Origin of the sequence: Streptomyces monashensis, from assembly GCF_001866665.1 — a bacterium.
GTDB lineage: Bacteria > Actinomycetota > Actinomycetes > Streptomycetales > Streptomycetaceae > Streptomyces > Streptomyces monashensis.
In genome coordinates this window covers 108,510-126,021 of record NZ_MLYO01000034.1, presented here as the reverse complement: position 1 = coordinate 126,021, position 17,512 = coordinate 108,510, and the positions used below count along the sequence as shown (strand labels likewise).

The window sequence follows — 17,512 nt, the reverse complement described above, 5'->3', positions numbered from 1 at the left end:
AGCCCGGACGCCGCGTCGCGCCGCCGCGTCGCGCCGCCACGACGTGCTCCGCCCCGAGGAGCACGGCGAGGAGGTACCTGGGCATCCGACGCCACGAGGTGAAGGAGGGGGCCCCGGATCCCCGACACCCCCCACTGGTTCCGGTTCCCGGAGGACACCGACGAGGCGTGGCGCACGTACTGGAACGGCGGCCGGTCCCGTCAGGGGCCGGTGGTGCGCGCCGTCCAGGAGTGCCTGCACGCCGTGCTCTGGAACGGCACGGTCGGCATGGCCCCGCTCGGCCACCAACTCCCCGCGGAGCTGACCGTGGTCCCGCTGGCCGGCATGCCGCCGAGCCGCGTGGTGGTGGCGACGAACGAGGGCGACTCGAACCCGCTGGCCGACTCCTTCGTCGTGCTCGCGAAGGCCGCCTACCGGACCTGAGCGATGCCCTGCGTTCGTGCGCCATGGTCCGGTCGGAGCGGGCCGGTTGACCTTCACCCTGGGGGAGGCCACAGCATCGGTGGGGCCGGGCGAGGCGCCCGGTACGAGGAGGGGCGAGGCATGGAGTTGCTGACCATCGGGGCGTTCGCGAAGGCGTCCCGGCTCTCCCCGAAGGCACTGCGTCTCTACGACGAACTCGGCCTGCTGGCACCCGCTCGCGTCGACCCGGTGACCGGCTACCGCCTGTACGCACCGGAGCAGTTGGACCGCGCCCGGCTGGTCGCCTGGCTGCGGCGGCTGGGTATGCCCCTGGCCCGCATCCGGCACGTCTGCACGCTGGAGGCGGACCAGGCGGCACGGGAGATCCGGGCGTTCTGGGCCCGGGTGGAGGCCGACACGGCCGCACGACGAGACCTCGCCACCTTCCTCATCGACCATCTGAGCTGGAAGGACCCCACCATGACCGTGTCCGCCAACCCCCTGGAGATCCGGTACGCCGCACACTCCGACGCCGGCCTCGTCCGGGACGGCAACCAGGACACCGCCTACGCCGACGCACACCTGCTCGCCGTCGCCGACGGCTGCGGCCGTACGGGCGCGCCCGCGAGCAGGGCCGCCGTCGACGCGCTCAAGGGCTTGGAGACCGAAGGCATCCCGGCCGGCAACCTCCTGAACCTCCTCGAAGACGCCGTCGACCGGGCCCGGCAGGCCGTGGAAGGCGTGGTCGGCACCGCCTCTTCCGTCGAACAGGCGGGCGGGACGACCCTCACCGCGATGCTCTGGACCGGCGGGCAGATGGCGCTCGTGCACATCGGCGACTCGCGGGTCTACCTCCTGCGTGACGGGCAGCTGTTCCAGATCACCCAGGATCACACCCTGGTGCAGTCGATGGTCGACGAAGGGCGTCTCACACCGGAGGAGGCCGCCTGTCACCCCCAGCGGGCGCTGCTGGTCCGCGCGCTGGGCCCAGGCGCCGACGGCACCCCGGACATGCGCCTGCACGACGCCCGCCCGGACGACCGCTACCTGCTCTGCTCCGACGGTCTGTCCAGCGTCGTACGGGCCGACGAGATCCGCCAGGTGCTCGCCGAGTCGGCGGAGCCCGACCAGGCCGTTCGCGACCTCATCGCCCTCGCCAACGGTTCCGGCGGCCCCGACAACGTCAGCTGTGTGGTGGCGGACGTCATGGAGCGCAGGCGGTAGCGGCACGGGCGCGCACCTTCCGGGATGTCGCGCCCCGCTCAGAGGAAATCCAGAGCTTTCCGCGGCTGGTGCGTACCTGCGCGCCGCGCTAGATGTGGAGTGTCATGTCCATGTAGAGATCCTGAGTACGGCGTCAGGTTTCCCCGAACTGAGGAGTGACCCCCATGAACTTCTCGCTCGCATCGACGTTACGCACCGCGCGCCCACTCGTGCAGGCCGTGTTTCGGCTGGTGACCGGGTTCCTCTTCGCCTGCCACGGCGCGGCGTCCCTGTTCGGGGTCCTGGGCGGCTCCCACGGCGGCGGCACGGTGCCCACCCTCCAGTGGCCCGGATGGTGGGCGGCGGTCATCGAGCTGGTGGGTGGTGTCCTGGTGTCCTTGGGCCTGTTCACCCGGGCGGCGGCCGTCATCTGCTCCGGCTCCATGGCCTACGCCTACTTCAGCGTCCATCAGCCGCACGCGCTGTTCCCGATGGCCAACGGAGGTGAGCCGGCCGTCATGTTCTGCTGGACGTTCCTGCTGATCGCCTGCCTCGGCCCCGGCGCCTACGCGCTCGACGCGCTCGTGAAGAGGGAGGCGATCACCACAGCGGACGAGGGCGCGGCACCGGTACCCACCGCGTAGCCAGCCCCGCCGGAACGTGCCGTGCCATCCACCCCAGACACGGCACGCGCACGCCGACCGGCGCGCATACTCAGGCGCGGCTGAGTATGCGCGCGCCGGCTGTCGGTGGACCGCGGCCGCCACGCTCGGGGTCTCCGCCCTGACCGCCTTCCCGGCCCCGGGGACGTGGAGCCCCTCGGAACCTGAGGGCAGGCGCAGGGGCACGAGCGGGCTGTCGTCGGCCACCTGTCCCGACCGGGACCGGCGTCGTGCCCGCTATTCGACGGCCGGATCCTCATGGGCGTGCCGCAAGGCCTCCTTCACGGACTTCTCCACCTCGAACCGGCTGGTTCCGGTGGCCGCGGCGAACGCGGTGACAGCTGCATGCACCGCCTCGGCCGCCTCGCGCCAGCGACGCAACTGCGCCTCGTACTCCTCACCGCCCAGCCCGGCGAGCTTCGCACGCTCTTCCTCGGCGCACTGTTCCAGCTTGATCAACTCATCGGGTACCTCTGCCACGGGCACGGATCGTAAACGCCGCGAGCACGGCGAGAAGCGCCGGACGCACCGGCCGATCGGGTGGTCGGCGATGGGTGGCGATGCCGACGGCGCGGCGAAGGCTGACCAGCGGATGCGGGTCGGCTCCTGCCGGTCCGGGGCGCCGACGAAGAAGCGTGGGCGCCCTCGAACCGGCAGCGTCCGGGAGGTGTCAGGGCAGGGTCAGGATGCGGGGGCCCTGGTCGGTGATGGCGACCGTGTGCTCGATGTGGGCGGCCCTGCTGCCGTCGGTGGTGCGCAGGGTCCAGCCGTCGATGTCGGTGCGGTAGGTGTTCTGCCCGCCGGCCATGAGCATGGGCTCGATGGCGAGGACCAGGCCGTGGCGCAGGGGGAAGCCACGCCCGGGGCGGCCACGGTTGGGGACATGAGGGTCCTCGTGCATGCGGCGGCCGATGCCGTGCCCGCCGAAGTCGGCCGGCATGCCGCAGCCCGCCTTGCGGGCCACGGTGTCGATGGCGTGGGAGATGTCGCCGATGCGAGCGCCCACCTGGGCGGCGGCGATGCCGGCGTCGAGGGCTTGCCGGGTGGCGTCGATCAGATCGAGATCGCCGGGGCGTGGCGTTCCGACGGTGAAGGTGATGGCCGCGTCGCCCGTCCAGCCGTCGAGCTCGGCGCCGCAGTCGATGCTCAGCAGGTCGCCGTCGCGCAACCGGTAGCCGGTGGGGATGCCGTGTGACACGGCGTCGTTGACGGACGTGCAGATCACGGCCGGGAAGGGCACGGGGGCGAAGGACGGCCGGTAGCCGAGGAACGGGGAGCCGGCTCCGGCCTCGGCCAGGACCGACCGGGCCGCTTCGTCCAGTGCTTGCAGGGACACCCCCACGCCGGCTGCCGATCGGGCTGCGGCCAGGGCGCGGGCCACCACACGCCCGGCTTCGCGCATCGCGTCCAATGCGGCATCGGTCTTGATCTCCACCATGTGCGTGACTCCCCGCAGCACGTTGTTCCAATACTTATACCGGTATTAGTATCACGGTCATGGTGAGAACTCCTCTGGCGCCGCGGGAACGGGAACGTGGCGAGCGGTTCGGCGCACCGCTGCGCCGAGCGCGTGGCAGCCGCAGCCTGGCGGAGGCGGCGGAGCGCGGGACAGGCCTGGGCGAAGCAGCCGCGTCCAGCATGGTCCGGCCGACCATGTCGGTCCCGCCGACGTGGATGCCTTCCACCAGGTGAGCGGCGGCACGAATTCCGCGTGGGCCGCATGGTGCAGGACCCGGGAAACGAGGCGAGGTGCCGGCCGCGGTCGCGACACAGGGCGTGGTGGCGCCCGCGTCGCGGGCCGAGAGTGCCGATTCCTGCCAGTCCGGGTCGTGCGCGCACGCGTCCGCCGACTCGTCCGGCGACACGTGCAGTTCACCGTCGCGGCCCTGGCCGCCGCGCCGCCATCGATACATACGACGTGATCCCCGGGGCCCGCGCCTGACGCCCCTCGCCCCGCACGGGCCTGCGTCAGGGTGACGCGGGCCTGGCCACCGGTTCTCCTCAGCGGCGGACGCCATGCCGGCCGGACCCTTGCGGGGGCGTACCGCGACTGCCGTGCCCGCCGGGCCTCACGGGTCGTAGCCGCCGCGCGTGGTGACCGTTCAGTACGTCCGGACGGCCGGCCCTCACCGGTAGCGCAGCAACAACATCGCGGCGTCGTCCTGGAGAGGTCCGCTGACGTGCTGGAGCAGATCCTGGCGCAGGGTCTCCAGGGCGGTCTCGGGATCGTGGTCCTTGAGCAGATGGGCGCGTTCGGCGAGCGGGTAGAAATGGCCGCCGCGGTCGCGGGCCTCGATGATGCCGTCGGTGTACAGCAGCAGTTGGTCGCCGGGCAGGAAGGCTGTGCGGTACGGCTGCGGGTCGGCGGTGCCGTGCGCGCCCAGGCCGAGCGGCAGCGCGTAGGAGTCCGGTTCGGGCATGTCCAGGGTGCCGTCGTCGCGGACCAGCATCGGGGCGGGATGGCCGAAGTTCAGAAACGTGACCTGGTGGGCGCTCACCTCCGCGAGGATGGCCGTGACGAACCGCTCGCCGTCGAGCTGCCGGTCGACGGAGCGGGCCAGTCTGCCGCCGACCTCCACCAGGTCCGCCTCGTCGAGGGCCGCCTCGCGGAACGCGCCGAGGACCAGCGCAGCCGTCTCCACCGCCTCCAGCCCCTTGCCCTGCACGTCCCCGACGATCACCCGCACACCCTGCGGTGCGGCGACGACCTCGTACAGGTCTCCGCCGATCCGGGCCTCGGCCACGGCCGACGTGTAGGAGACGGCCGCCCGTAGCCGGCCGGCGAGTTTCGGCACGGGCTTGAGCAGCACCCGCTGCGCGGCCTCGGCGATCGACCGGACACTGTCCAGTTCGGCCTCCCGCTCGCGGCGCAGGAACACGGCCACCAGGCCGGCGAGGGTGACGCCGATGACAGAGCCGACGATCATCAGCCCGCGGCGCGGCGCGGTCATGCCGTCGTACCAGCCCAGCGCGAAGCACAGCAGCAGCGCGATCACGCCGACACAGGCGGTACGCCGCCAGCCGCCCACCAGCGGGGCGAACGCGGGCCCCACGGCCACCAGCGGCAGGAAACCCAGCGACGGCCCGGTCGCCATGTCGGCCAGCGCCACGGCGCCCATGACCGCGAAGGGCAACACGGACAGCACCCTCGATCGACGACGCTGCACGGACACGTCCCCCGCCCCCTCCCCCTCACGTCCGACCGGCACGGCACATCATCGCAGACGTACCCATTGCCCCTCATAAGCACGCGACAGCACCACGACCCGGCTCAACGGTGGAACGCGCGGGCGCCGACAGTCGTCTGACCAGTTGATCGCGAAGCGGTTTTCTTGCTGGTCCACGGTGTCCGACCGCGCCCTGGTAACGGTTTCATCAACGGCGCTCACCTGTGGTTCCGTGGCGAGGCCGCAACCGTTTGAGATTCACCTGCTGGGGGGATTGCCCATGAGCCTGACCGGGACGTCGTTCTTCGTCCTGCTGATCGTGGCCACCGCCGTGTGCGTGGCCGGCACCATGGCGCTCTGGTCACGGCTCAGAGGACCCCAGACGGTGCGGTGGGTGCTACGGCTGGTGATGATCGGTCTGTGTCAGCTCACCGCGATCTCGGTGATGGCCACCTGGATCAACAACGACTACGGTCTGTACGCCTCGTGGGACGATCTGCTCGGCAACGACAACGGAGCCGCCGTCGCCATGCCCGGCCCGCCGGCCGACCGCGCGAAGTTCACCCACACGGACACAGGAGTGCTGGACACCTACTTCCGCGGCAAGCACTCGCAGCTGTCCGGGCAGGTGATCGTCTGGACGCCGCCGCAGTACAACCAGCCGCAGTACCGTCACACGCGCTTCCCGGTCGTGATGCTGCTGCACGGCGTGCCGGGCAGCCCGGCCTCCTGGCTGGAGCACGGCGGTATGCCGGGGGACTTCGAGAACGTGGTCAAATCGGGCGCCGCGCATCCCTTCATCCTGGCCATGCCGGTGGTCGACCCGGGCGGTGTCGACACCGACTGCACCGACCAGCCCAACCGGAAGGTCGCCACGTGGATGGCGCGTGACGTGCCGGAGCTGATCAGCCAGAAGTTCCGTACCATCGCCGGACCCAAGGGGTGGGGCCTCATGGGCTTCTCCACAGGAGGCTTCTGCGCCGCGCGGCTCCCGCTGGCGTACCCGAAGGTCTTCGGCTCGGGTGCCGCACTGGATCCCGACCCGCTCACCGGTGACACGAGCGTGGTCACGGACCCGGTCTCCCGCGAACGCACCAGCCCCACGTACATGGTCAAGCGCAGCAAGGCCGTGGTGAACCTGTTCCTGGCCACATCGGCCGAGGACCGGCTCAGCCCGCCTCACTACATCCAGCAGTTCGTGAAGGAAGCCGCCGCGACGATGGTCCGGACACAGACCATGGTGCTGCCGAGCGGCGGCCACAACTACAACACCTGGACGCGCCTGTACCCGGCGGCCTTCACCTTCCTGAGCCGCCACACCACCGCACCGAAGGCCTGAACAGGCCCCCTGGGGGCTGTCGTTCAGGCCAGGGTGACGTGCATGCCGCCCTCGGCCAGGACATCGAGCACGTCGGCGAAGCCGTCGCGGTGCGCGCCGTCCGGTGTCAGCGTCCGGGACAGGTGGGCGCGGGCCGTCGCGGCGTCCTGCCAGAGCAGGGTCGCCGGTGCGGTGTAACCGAACCGGCCGCGCAGGCAGTCGTCCAGCGCGGCCAGGCAGCCGCCGAAGTAGCCGCCCGGCCCGTTCACCGCCTCGCCGAGTGCCAGGTACAGGCCCGGTTCGTCGGTGATGTGACGGCCGTCGAGTGTGTAGGCGTGACCGGCCGGCCGGTCACCGGAAGCGCGTCGGCCCGCCCGGTCCCGGACGAGATCGAGCCAGATGTCACGGCGGCGGGTGTCGAGACCGGCCCAGGCGCCCGGGGCGTCGGGCGGTCCGGCGAGGCGGCACTCCCAGACGGACCGGGCGTGCTCGGGAACGGGTGTGAACAACGCCCCGTCGAGTTCCAGGTCGATCAGATCGGGCCCGTGGGCGGACGGGTGCCAGGCCCGGACCGAGGTCCACAGCAGTAGCTCGGTCAGCGGCTCGCCCAGGTCGTCGTGGATCTCCAGCGCGGCCTGTTCCAGGTCGAGCGCCCGCCGGGTGCCCTTCGCCAGCGCCGCCCGCAGCCGCTCGCTCTGCGCGAGCCCTCGCAGGACCAGGGAGCGGGGCGCCCGGTCGGGCGGCAGGATGCGGACGAATTCCCGGCAGGCGCCCAGCCATCGGCGCTCGTCATGCACGCGGACGGGGCCCGTGTACCCCTCGGGCGGGCCTTCGTAGTCGTCCGATCCGGTGAGGACGACGCTGTCCGTCCTCGCGGGCCGGCCCCGGCTCAGTACGTCCTCCAGCAGCCACGGGCCGAGGTCCGCGTTCTCCGGCACCAGCCACACCCGGCTGCCGATCCAGCCGCGCGACTCGGCGCGTTCCGGAGTCCAGCCGAACAGTTCGTAGGTTCCGCGCAGGGGTTCCCCGAAGAGCCCGTCCACCGTGGCGCACACGCCCCAGACGTGGTCACTCTCCATGTCCCTCAGCGTGTACCGTCCGTGCTGGCGACGGCGTCCGACCTCGTTCACGCGACGAATCATCCCGGAGACGAAGCTCGGCGGCGAAGCCGTTTTCGTCCAGGACACCGAGCGCACGCCGCTGCAGGAGTCTGCTTTCCACCGGTTCTCGGAGGCGGTGCGACAGGCGTTCTGCTTGTCACCCGGAAGTCGGGGCGTGCGGGTGGGTGCGACGGGGCAGGGTGATCTCGGAGGGTGCCGATGACAGCACGTGACGTATCCGTGGACGCGACCGCCGGGGCGTGGTTGCCGCGCGAGGAATGGGTCAGGACACAGCCCCGGGCGCTCATCGGCTCGTGCGTCCTCGTGCACGACAGCGGCGGCCGGGTCCTGCTGCTCCGCTACGGACCGGACGGACCGGGTGCCGGTACGTGGTGGCTGCCGGGCGGGATGCTCGATCACGGTGAAGATCCCCGTACGGCGGCCCACCGGGAGATGTACGAGGAGACGGGCGTGGAACTGGGTGTCGTGCCGAGACTCATCGGTATCGACCACCGGGTCGACGTCGGCGGCACGGGACCGGTCCTCGACTGCTACTTCCACGGCGGGGTCCTCGACGAGCAGACCTCGATCCGGCTGAGCCCCGAGCACGACGCCCACACCTTCGCCGGCCTCGACGGCCTGGACCGGCTGCTGCCCGCCGCTCACGCAGCAACCCTCAGAGCCCTGCATACCGCGGCCGCCCGGGAGACGGTCGTCTGCCTCCGTGAGGGCCTCGCCCCGGCGTGAGCCGCCGCGCCACCCACCGACGTGCCGTGATGCCGCCGAGCGGAACGGTCGGGCTGATCTCGAACTGTTCGTCCGTGCCGGCCCGGGCGGTGCCCCGAGCCGCGGCGAGAAGCTCGTGTCCACCGTGCTCCGCGAGTTCTCGGGCCGCGGTGGCGGCCGGACCGGCGCACCGGGCACGGTACGACCGTGCGGCCGAACTCCCGGACACCCTGCGGATGTTCCCGGAGGACCGCCGGCCCGGGCAGGCCACTGCGGTCAACGGCGACAGGCGGGGCGACGGCGTCGGCCACCCGCATTGTCAGTAGTGGCTGCGAGGCTGGTCGTATGGACAGCGAGGATGAACAGCTGCTGCGCGGCCGGGTCTACGGCCGGGACCACGAGGACCCGGGCCCGCGGCCGGGACAGCGTTACGTCGAACTGGTCGGCGGCCCGCTGGACGGGCTGCTGCTGGACATCACCGGCCGGACGCCGGACGACATGGGTGCCGGCGTCGCCCTCGCCACCGAGCTGGGGCGGTTCGGCGCGGGCGGCCGGGCGATATACGCTCCGCGCCCCGGCGACCGACGCCGCTTCGACTGGGCCGGGGACGCCCCGTGACGCGCCCTCCGGGCCCGCCGCGCAGACGAAGAACCCTCCTGAGCGGCACCCCGGCACACAAGGGGCGCCTGCTCTCGTCACACCAGCCGGTGTTACGTGGTCTCCCGGGCGACCGGGGTGGCGGCGACGGCCAGGGACTCCAGGACGCGGGCCGAGCGTGAGCCGGGGGCGCCGGTGATCAGGACCACCTCCTGGTCGTCCTCCGGTACCAGCAGCACATCGCAGTTCAGCCGCAGCCTGCCCAGTTCGGGATGGTCCAGGGTCTTGGCCCGGTGACCGGGCGCATGGACCGGGTGGGTCTGCCAGATCCTGCGGAACTCCGCGCTCCCGGCGTGCAACTCCTCCAACAGCAGAGCGAGTTGTGGATCCTGCGGGTAGCGCTCGGCCGCCCGGCGCAGCCGAGCCACCGCGATGGACCCGAACTCCCGTGTGCTGGAGGTCTCGTACGTCCGCCCCGCGCCGAGGAAGCGCCGCCGGGCCAGATTGGTCGTGTGCCGGGCCAGGTCGTCGCCGAGCAGAGCCCGGGCCGCCGGATTCCAGGCGACCACACCGTAGGCGGCGTCGGTCACGATCGCCGCCGTCCCGGGCAGCCGTTCGAGCAGCCGCGCCACCTGCGGCCGCGCATGACGCACGGGTCGTGCGGCAGGCGGTGCGGCCGCACCGGCGAGCTGGAAGAGATGACTGCGCTCGGCCGGTTCGAGCCGCAGTGCGCCGGCGAGCGCGTCCAGGACGCGAGGTGAGGGGCGGGGGCCGCGAGCCTGTTCGAGCCGGACGTAGTAGTCGACCGACATGTGCGCCAGTTCCGCGACCTCCTCCCGGCGCAGTCCGGGCGTACGGCGCGGGGCGCCCTCCGGCAGACCGATCTCCCGCGCGCTGAGCGCCGCCCGGCGTTCCCGCAGGTAGCGGGCCAGTTCCTGCCTCGCCATGACGCTGCCTCCTCGTCCTGCCAGGTACAGGTGATCCCTGGCAGGGCGGTGCCGGCCGGGGAACCGTGGCTGTCATGAACGATCGCACAGCACTCGTCACCGGTGCCAACAAGGGCATCGGCCACCACATCGCCCGCCTGCTCGCCGCCGAGGGCTTCACCGTGTACGTCGGCTCCCGCGACGCGGGACGCGGAGAGGCCGCGGCCGCGGAGATCGGCTCCGGTGCCCGGCCGCTCGTCCTGGACGTCACGGACGCGGAGGGCATCGCACGGGCCACGGCCCGCGTCGACCGGCTGGACGTGCTGGTCAACAACGCCGGTGTCGCCGTCACACTCGACCCGCCCGCCGAGACCGGCCTCACGGACCTCCGGCAGACCTACGAGACGAACGTCTTCGGCGTCGTCGCCGTCACCAACTCCTTCCTTCCCGCCCTGCGCCGCTCGGCCCGGCCGCGCATCGTGAACATCTCCAGCGGTACCGCATCGCTGTCCTGGAGCACCGGCCCCAACCCCCAGTTCACCCCGGGCAACGGATACGGCGCCGCCTACCGCTCCGCCAAGGCCGCACTGAACGCGCTCACCGTCTTCTACGCCCAGACTCTCGGCGAGCCCTTCAAGGTCAACGCGCTCGCCCCCGGAGCCCGGGCCACCGACCTCAATCCGCGGGCCAGGGCCCGGGGCGGCGATCCGGAGGAGGGCGCACGCGGCGCCGTACGGCTGGCGCTGCTGCCGGAGGACGGGCCGACCGGCGGCTTCTTCTCCTGGGACGGCACGCAGGTGCCCTGGTGAACGGCGGCACGCGCCCCTTGTCGCAACGGTCGCGACCGCCTTTCGCGCCCCGGTCGGCGCGTCCGACGCGCCGAACCGGCACGTCGACACCGGCGTGGAACGCCGGTCAGCCCCAGCCGTTGTCGGCGGCGGGGGCTGAGTGGTCGGGCCGTTCTCAGAGGTGCGGACGGTGGCCCTTCTCCTGGCGGGGGAAGGACTGGGCGGCTCCGGGAAGCTTCGGTTTCGGCAGCGTGGCCACCTCTTGCTTCGCCCTGTGCAGCTGCTCGGCGGTGTCATGGGGGAGTCGGGGCGGGCTGGAGCGGGCGTCGCGGAAGCGGAAGGCGGTGGTGAGGTCGCCGAAGGTGGCCCGTCGCCAGGTGCTGATGTTCGGCTCGCTCACCCCGGTGAACCGCTCCAGGAACCGCAAGGCGGAGGTGTGGTCGAAGGCCTCGGAGGCGACCCAGCCGCCCACGGTCCAGGGCGAGATGATGATGGCCGGGACGCGGAACCCGCCACCGATCGGCAGGCCGTGGATGTACTCGTCCGAGGTCCCGCGAGGCGGGGTCGGCGGGGCCACGTGGTCGAACAGGCCGTCGTTCTCGTCGTAGTTGAGGATGAACGCGGTCTTGCGCCACACCTTCGGGTTCGACGCGATCGCCTCGATCTTCGAGGCGACGAAGTCCGCGCCGGCCGCGGGGAGGTAGTCGGGGTGCTCCGACTGGTAGCTGGTGGGCATGATCCATGACACGGCAGGCAGCCGGTCGTGACGGGCGTCGTCCTCGAAGGTGCCCGCGGGCCGCTTGCGTACGCCGCGCTCGTACAGCTCCGAGCCGGGTCGCGCGTTCTGGAAGGCCGCGAACTGCTCGAGCATGTTGCAGCCGTAGTTGTCGTCCTGCTGGTACACCTTCCAGCTGACACCGGCGGCCTGGAGCCGTTCGGCGTACGTCTTCCAGCGGTACGGCGTCGGCGCGTCGTTGCTGATGACCGGACCGCCGTGGGTGCCGTCGGGGTCGATCGAGCCGGTCATCCACATCAGGCGGTTGGGCCAGGTGGGGCCGAACACCGAGCTGTAGTAGTTGTCGCAGATGGTGAAGGTCTCGGCGAGCGCGAACTGGAAGGGGATGTCCTCGCGCGTGTAGTAGCCCATCACGTAGGGGCCGTTGACGCCGTCGGCCTTGCGGTGCGCGGGCAGCCACCGGTCCATCTTGCCGTTGTTCCACGCCTCGTGCTGGACGGACCAGGCGTGGCTGGTGGACGGGATGGCCTGAGCACTCGACGTGTGGGTGTCGAGGTGGAAGGGCAGCAGATAGCCCTTCGGGTTCTTGGCGTCGGGCTGGTAGAAGACGCTGCGGCCGGTGCCGAGCCGGAGAGCGTGCGGGTCGCTGAAGCCGCGGACACCCGAGAGCGTGCCGAAGTAGTGGTCGAAGGAGCGGTTCTCCTGCATCAACATGACGACGTGTTCGATGTCGTGCAGCGAGCCGTGCGCGGGGGGTCCGGAGGCGACGGCCTTCTGGACGCTCGGCGGGAGGAGGGAGAGGGCCGCGGCGCCACCCAGCGCGCCCGCTGCCCCGAGCAGTCTACGGCGTGTCAACTCGGGCATGAATGCCCCTTCTTGAGCGAGAGTGGATTCCGTGGGGACAGCCCCGGCCCCCGGCGAAGGGCAGGGCCGCCCATTACTCTCTGCCCAGGACAGAGGAGCACATCAGGGGTGATTGGTGAACTTGCGGCCAACGGGCGGAAAGGGGTTGACCAAGCTGTGACCGCCCACACCCGCACGTTGCCCCGTTGTCGGCGTCCGTTGGGAAAAGGATGGCCGCTGCATGGATCAGTGAGCGGCTGACCGGTCGGCTCGCGCCGAAGACGGCGCGCACGCCCGGCGGTGACCGCTGAATACGGTAGGGACGGTTTGCGGTTGAGTGGGAGGACGTGAAGACGTGGACGTGTATGAGGCGGTGGACAGCCGACGGGCCGTGCGGGCGTTCAGCGACGAGCCGGTGCCGAGAGAGGTGCTCGAACGTGTGCTGGCCGCGGCGACGCGGGCTCCGTCGAGTGGGAACCTCCAGCCGTGGCATGTGTACGTCGTGAGCGGTGAGCCCCTGGCCGAACTGAAGAGGCGTGCGACGGCCAGGGCGCTGGCGGGAGACCCCGGTGACGAGCGGGAGTATCCGATGTACCCGGCCGAACTGGCCTCGCCGTATCTGGACCGTTTCGCGGCCGCGGCCGCCCAGCGGTACAAGGCGCTCGGAATCGAGCGCGACGACCCCGACAGGCCCAAGAAGATCGCTGCGCTGAACTCGGAGGCGTTCGGGGCGCCGGTCGTCCTGTTCTGTTACCTCGATCGGACGATGGGGCCCGGTCAATGGGGTGACGCGGGGATGTTCCTGCAGACGGTCATGCTGTTGCTGAGGGCGGAAGGGTTGCACAGCTGTCCCCAGGTCATGTGGACCATGTATCGCAAGACGGTCGACCGGACCGTCGGAGCAGGCGACGGTCTCGTGCTGTTCTGTGGAGTCTCGGTGGGGTTCGAGAAGGACGGCGTGCCGCGGCTGCGTACCGGGCGGGCGGACATGACGGAGACGGTGAGCTTCATCGGCGAGTGACCGCGAGGCGCCCTCGTTCTCAGGCGGCCTCGGGCTCCGGCTCAGGTCCCGTTCTCGCCGGCAGGCTCGGGACCGTCATGGTGACGGTGCCGTCCGAGAGGTGGAGGACGAGGTCGGCCTGGGCCGTCAGGCGCAGGTCGTGGGTGATGAGGAAGGTCGTGCGCCCGGCGGTGAGGCGGCGCAGCGGCGCCATGATCCGGGCCGTGGAGTCGTCGTCGAGTCCGGCCGTGGGCTCGTCGAGGATCAGCACGGGCGCCGTGCGCAGCATGGCCCGAGCGAGGGCGATCCTGCGGCGCTGGCCGCCGGAGAGGTTGTTGCCGCGCTTGCCGGCGGGGCTGTCGTAACCGTCGGGCAGCGTGCTGACGAAGCCGTGCGCGTCGGCCGCGACGGCGGCGGCGATCATGTCTGCGTCGGTGGCGTCGGGGCGGCCGTAGAGGATGTTCTCGCGGACCGTGCCGTCGAAGAGCATGCTGTCCTGCGGAAGCAGGGTGATGTGTCGGCGCACCTCGTCGACCGGGAGTCCGGCGATGTCCCGGCCGTCGAGCAGGATGCGGCCGCGAGACGGTTCGTGGAAGCGCAGCAGCAGTTTGCCGAGGGTGGACTTGCCGGTGCCGCTCGGTCCCGTGACCGCGACGAGGAGGCCGGGGGCGATGTCGAGTCGCACTCCGTCGAGTACGGGATCGCCGCTGCCCGGGTAGGAGAAGCCGACGTCCTCGAAGGTGATGGCGCCGCGCACCGGTTCGGCGAGCGGCGGGACATCCGGCCGAGGGGCGTCGTCGCGGACCGTGCCGGTGCGCAGCACCTCGATGAGGCGTTCGCAGGCCGCGGTCGCGGAGGAGGCGCTGACGACGATCTCGCCGAGTTCCTGCAGCTTGGGGTGGAGATAGCCGAGGAAGGCGGCGAAGGAGAGCAGGCCGCCGACGCTGAGGTGGTGTTCGGAGATCTGCCAGGCTCCGGCGCCGATCACGGCCAGCACGCTGACGGTCTCGACCAGCTCGCCCATCGGGCCGTACACCGACGACAGCCGGATCTGCCGCAGCCCGGCCCGCATCCAGTTGCGACCCTCACGGTGCACCTTGCCGCGCTCGGCCTGCTGCCGGCCGTAGGCCTGCACCAGGGGCATGTTGGCGAGGCTCTCCTCCAGCAGGGTGGCCAGGCGGCCGTTGCTGTCGCGTTCGGCGCGGGTGGCGGAGCGCATCAGCGTGCCGAACCATCGGGCGCCGAACCAGATCAACGGGGCGGCGGACAAGGTGATCAGAGCCAGCTGCCAGCTCGTCCAGAAGGCCGCCACCGCGAACACGACCGCCCCGGCGGCTGACGTGATCAGTTCGACGGGCGCGGAGGCCACCAGCGACTCGACGGTCTCGATGTCGCCGGTCAGCCGGGCGACCAGATCGCCGGTGCCGAAGCGGTCCAGGGCGTCCGGAGGGACCGCTTGCAGATGCTGGAAGACACGGTCGCGCAGGCCGAGCAGAAAGTGCTCGCTGGTCCAGCCCGCGAGGTAGCCGCCCGCCGCAGAGGCCCCCGCACCGGCCACGGCGAGCCCCAGCCAGAGGGCGGCGGGCCCCCAGAAGGCGGTGAGGTCGCCGGGGGTGAGCACGTCATCGGTGAGGACCCCGACGATGCCGATCGCGCCCGCGTCGCACCCGGCGGCGGCCACCAGCAGCACGGCCGACACCAGTACGGCCGCGCGGTTGACGCTGACCAGCGGCCAGAAGGTGCGGAACGCGGCCAGCGGGGAGATGCGGGCATGGCGCATCCGCGACGGAGCCGAAGGCACGGAAGGGGGCCACGAAGGTGGTGGGGGCGAGGAAGACGACGGAGACGGTGACGGGACATCGGCCGTGGCTCCCGCCCCGGGGCCGGCCACGGGCATGGTGCTGGGTGCAGCGGTGTGCATGGCCGACGCTTCCTGGGCGCTGCCCGGTCCGACGGCGTACCGGGGTCCGGCGCGCACCTGTGCGGTGCGTGCGGACCCCGGCACGGTCTGCCTGTGTGGTCGTGTTCCGCGATGCGCCGCTACTTGGCGGCGGCCTTCTTGTGCTTGCGGTGGTGCTTCTTGTGGTGCTTGGCCTTGCCGGCGGCACCGGCTTCCTTCTTCTTGGCCTTCTTGGCCAGTGTGATCTTCGCGAAGGACATCGTTCGTATCCCTTCATGACGGGCAGTCGACCGACGCTGATCGCGGCCGACTTCGCCTTGTGTCGTACCTGTGAGTACGGGGACGCCCCGTGTCCCGCTCAAGAAGGAAGGTGAGCGTTGACCTATATTCCCTTACCGAATCCGAATCCGAATCCGAATCCGCCCGGCGGACGGCATGACCAGGTAGCCACGCGGTGTTCACCCGGGCGCCGTCGAGGAGCGGCAGTGTGCGGTGGTCGTCAGCTCAACTGCGCGTCAGGGAGGGCTCCATGACCACACAGGCCGATATACCGGACGGGGCGTCGAAGGTATCCGAGGGGGTCAGCCGGCGCCACGCGCTGGGCCTCCTCGGCACCGCGGGGGCCGGCGCGGCCGTCACCCCCTTGCTGGGAGCGGGCACGGCGCAGGCGGCCCCGGTGACCGCGCCGGCTCTGCACCGCACCGCGGACTCCTCCGGCGCGCCTCCGGTACAGGGGCTCCACCTGACGTTCGGGGCCGACCCGCGGACCCAGATGACGGTGTCGTGGATCACCGACCGACCGGTGACCAGACCCGTGGTCCACTACGGCACCCTGGAGCACGGGTTCGGGTCCAGCGCGGCGGCCCGGACGGTCAGTTACGTCGACGGCACGTCCAGCCGTACGGTCTACGTCCACCACGCCTCGCTGAACCGGCTCACCCCCGGCACCGACTACCTCTACCTCGCCACCCACGCGGGGGCGACGCCCGACAGCGGTTCGTTCCGCACCGCGCCCCGCGGACGCATGCCGTTCACCTTCACCAGCTTCGGCGACCAGTCCGCTCCGCAGGTGACCTGGGCGGCCAACGGCACCGCGGCCCTCGACGCGAACTCGACGCCCGCCACCAAGGACATCGTCACCGGCATCGAACAGGTCGCACCGCTCTTCCATCTGCTCAACGGCGACCTGTGTTACGCCAATCTCGATGTCGACCGGGTGCGCACCTGGAACAACTTCTTCACCAACAACACCCGCTCGGCGCGCTTCCGCCCGTGGATGCCGGCCGCCGGAAACCATGAGATCGAGAAGGCCAACGGCCCGCTCGGACTCGGCGCCTACCAGACCTACTTCTCCCTCCCCTCCACCGAGACCGACGCGGAACTCGCGGGTCTCTGGTACGCGTTCACGGTCGGCTCGGTGCGGGTGATCGTGCTCCAGAACGACGACAACTGCCTCCAGGACGGCGGCGACGTCTACATCAGCGGCTATTCGGGCGGACGCCAACTCGCGTTCCTGGAGAGGGAACTGAAGGCGGCGCGCTCCTCCCGCGACATCGACTGGGTGGTCGTCGCCATGCACCAGGTGATGATCAGCTCCACGGACGCGAACGGCGCCGACCTGGGCCTGCGGCAGAAGTACGGCCCCCTGTTCGACAGGTACGGGGTGGACCTGGTCCTGTGCGGTCACGAACACAACTACGAGCGTTCGCTGGCGGTCCGAGGAGTCGTCACGGGCAGTGAGACACTCACGCCCCGCCCGGTCTCCGGGAGCACCGACTCGATCGACACGGGGCTGGGCACCGTGCACATGGTCCTCGGCGGCGGAGGGGTCTCGGGGACCACGAACCAGAACTTCTTCGCCGACGGGACCGGGAAAGTGATCACCGCGGTGTCCGCGGCAGTCGGCGCGAACGGCAAGCGCACCTCCATCTACACCAAGGAGGAGGCCGTCTGGATGGGCGTCCGTGACGTCGAACACCCCTACGGCTTCGCGGCCTTCACCGTCGACCCGGGCCGGCACGCAGGCGACACCACCCGGATGCACGTGACGTACTACAACGTGAACAAGCCGCACGGAGAGCTGTCGGTCTTCGAGAACTTCACCCTCCACCGCAGGCGCTCCGACGGCCACGCGGGATAGCTCG

At 71.1% G+C, this 17,512-nt stretch carries 15 protein-coding genes and 1 pseudogene; 9 read left to right on the top strand and 7 right to left on the bottom strand.

Annotation, left to right across the window (positions count from 1 at the left end; genetic code table 11):
- Positions 1–135: 135 nt before the first annotated feature.
- From BIV23_RS21035 to BIV23_RS21025, 3 genes and pseudogenes are all read left to right on the top strand, one after another.
- Positions 136–423: pseudogene (locus BIV23_RS21035) on the top strand (LysR family transcriptional regulator); the annotation flags it as partial.
- Between the two features lie 120 nt (positions 424–543).
- Positions 544–1,626: a MerR family transcriptional regulator gene (locus BIV23_RS21030; RefSeq protein WP_071382451.1), complete on the top strand. Its 1,083-nt coding sequence runs from the start codon at positions 544–546 to the stop codon at positions 1,624–1,626.
- 164 nt (positions 1,627–1,790) lie between these two features.
- Positions 1,791–2,249, top strand: coding sequence for a DoxX family protein (locus tag BIV23_RS21025; protein WP_071382450.1), 459 nt, complete (start codon positions 1,791–1,793; stop codon positions 2,247–2,249).
- Between the two features lie 255 nt (positions 2,250–2,504).
- Here the strand turns inward: BIV23_RS21025 and BIV23_RS21020 are convergent, their stop codons facing one another.
- The 3 genes from BIV23_RS21020 to BIV23_RS21010 all read right to left on the bottom strand — a co-directional run bounded on the left by BIV23_RS21020 (position 2,505) and on the right by BIV23_RS21010 (position 5,386).
- Entirely contained in the window at positions 2,505–2,747 is a 243-nt protein-coding gene (locus BIV23_RS21020) for a hypothetical protein (RefSeq protein WP_245790591.1), read from the bottom strand.
- Between the two features lie 190 nt (positions 2,748–2,937).
- A complete protein-coding gene (gene map, locus BIV23_RS21015) occupies positions 2,938–3,705 on the bottom strand; it encodes a type I methionyl aminopeptidase (RefSeq protein ID WP_071382448.1) in 768 nt (255 codons plus the stop codon).
- A gap of 688 nt (positions 3,706–4,393) precedes the next feature.
- The gene (locus BIV23_RS21010; RefSeq protein ID WP_079173274.1) at positions 4,394–5,386 is read right to left on the bottom strand and encodes a PP2C family protein-serine/threonine phosphatase; all 993 of its coding nucleotides are present in this window, start codon (positions 5,384–5,386) and stop codon (positions 4,394–4,396) included.
- A 328-nt stretch (positions 5,387–5,714) separates the two neighbouring features.
- Between BIV23_RS21010 and BIV23_RS21005 the strand changes: the two genes are divergently transcribed.
- Entirely contained in the window at positions 5,715–6,773 is a 1,059-nt protein-coding gene (locus tag BIV23_RS21005) for an alpha/beta hydrolase (protein ID WP_071382446.1), read from the top strand.
- A gap of 23 nt (positions 6,774–6,796) precedes the next feature.
- On the opposite strand, the gene BIV23_RS21000 is transcribed toward BIV23_RS21005, so the two are convergent.
- Positions 6,797–7,894: a barstar family protein gene (locus BIV23_RS21000; protein WP_071382445.1), complete on the bottom strand. Its 1,098-nt coding sequence runs from the start codon at positions 7,892–7,894 to the stop codon at positions 6,797–6,799.
- Positions 7,895–8,071: 177 nt separating this feature from the next.
- Between BIV23_RS21000 and BIV23_RS20995 the strand changes: the two genes are divergently transcribed.
- Both BIV23_RS20995 and BIV23_RS20990 read left to right on the top strand, forming a co-directional pair.
- Positions 8,072–8,599, top strand: a complete 528-nt coding sequence (locus BIV23_RS20995; RefSeq protein WP_071382444.1) for an NUDIX hydrolase — start codon at positions 8,072–8,074, stop codon at positions 8,597–8,599.
- Between the two features lie 324 nt (positions 8,600–8,923).
- Positions 8,924–9,196, top strand: coding sequence for a hypothetical protein (locus tag BIV23_RS20990; protein ID WP_071382443.1), 273 nt, complete (start codon positions 8,924–8,926; stop codon positions 9,194–9,196).
- 92 nt (positions 9,197–9,288) lie between these two features.
- Here the strand turns inward: BIV23_RS20990 and BIV23_RS20985 are convergent, their stop codons facing one another.
- Positions 9,289–10,122 carry a helix-turn-helix transcriptional regulator gene (locus BIV23_RS20985; protein WP_071382442.1) on the bottom strand — a complete coding sequence of 278 codons (834 nt, stop codon included), beginning with the start codon at positions 10,120–10,122 and terminating at the stop codon, positions 9,289–9,291.
- Between the two features lie 74 nt (positions 10,123–10,196).
- Here BIV23_RS20985 and BIV23_RS20980 point away from each other — a divergent pair, with 74 nt between their 5' ends.
- The gene (locus BIV23_RS20980; RefSeq protein ID WP_071382441.1) at positions 10,197–10,910 is read left to right on the top strand and encodes an SDR family NAD(P)-dependent oxidoreductase; all 714 of its coding nucleotides are present in this window, start codon (positions 10,197–10,199) and stop codon (positions 10,908–10,910) included.
- Between the two features lie 154 nt (positions 10,911–11,064).
- On the opposite strand, the gene BIV23_RS20975 is transcribed toward BIV23_RS20980, so the two are convergent.
- Positions 11,065–12,489 carry an alkaline phosphatase family protein gene (locus BIV23_RS20975; protein ID WP_071382440.1) on the bottom strand — a complete coding sequence of 475 codons (1,425 nt, stop codon included), beginning with the start codon at positions 12,487–12,489 and terminating at the stop codon, positions 11,065–11,067.
- A gap of 334 nt (positions 12,490–12,823) precedes the next feature.
- Here BIV23_RS20975 and BIV23_RS20970 point away from each other — a divergent pair, with 334 nt between their 5' ends.
- Positions 12,824–13,489 carry a nitroreductase gene (locus BIV23_RS20970; RefSeq protein ID WP_071382439.1) on the top strand — a complete coding sequence of 222 codons (666 nt, stop codon included), beginning with the start codon at positions 12,824–12,826 and terminating at the stop codon, positions 13,487–13,489.
- Positions 13,490–13,508: 19 nt separating this feature from the next.
- On the opposite strand, the gene BIV23_RS20965 is transcribed toward BIV23_RS20970, so the two are convergent.
- Complete coding sequence (locus BIV23_RS20965) at positions 13,509–15,248, bottom strand: ABC transporter ATP-binding protein (RefSeq protein ID WP_071382438.1); 1,740 nt, start codon at positions 15,246–15,248, stop codon at positions 13,509–13,511.
- A gap of 649 nt (positions 15,249–15,897) precedes the next feature.
- Between BIV23_RS20965 and BIV23_RS20960 the strand changes: the two genes are divergently transcribed.
- Entirely contained in the window at positions 15,898–17,508 is a 1,611-nt protein-coding gene (locus tag BIV23_RS20960; RefSeq protein WP_071382437.1) for a purple acid phosphatase family protein, read from the top strand.
- Positions 17,509–17,512: the final 4 nt, after the last annotated feature.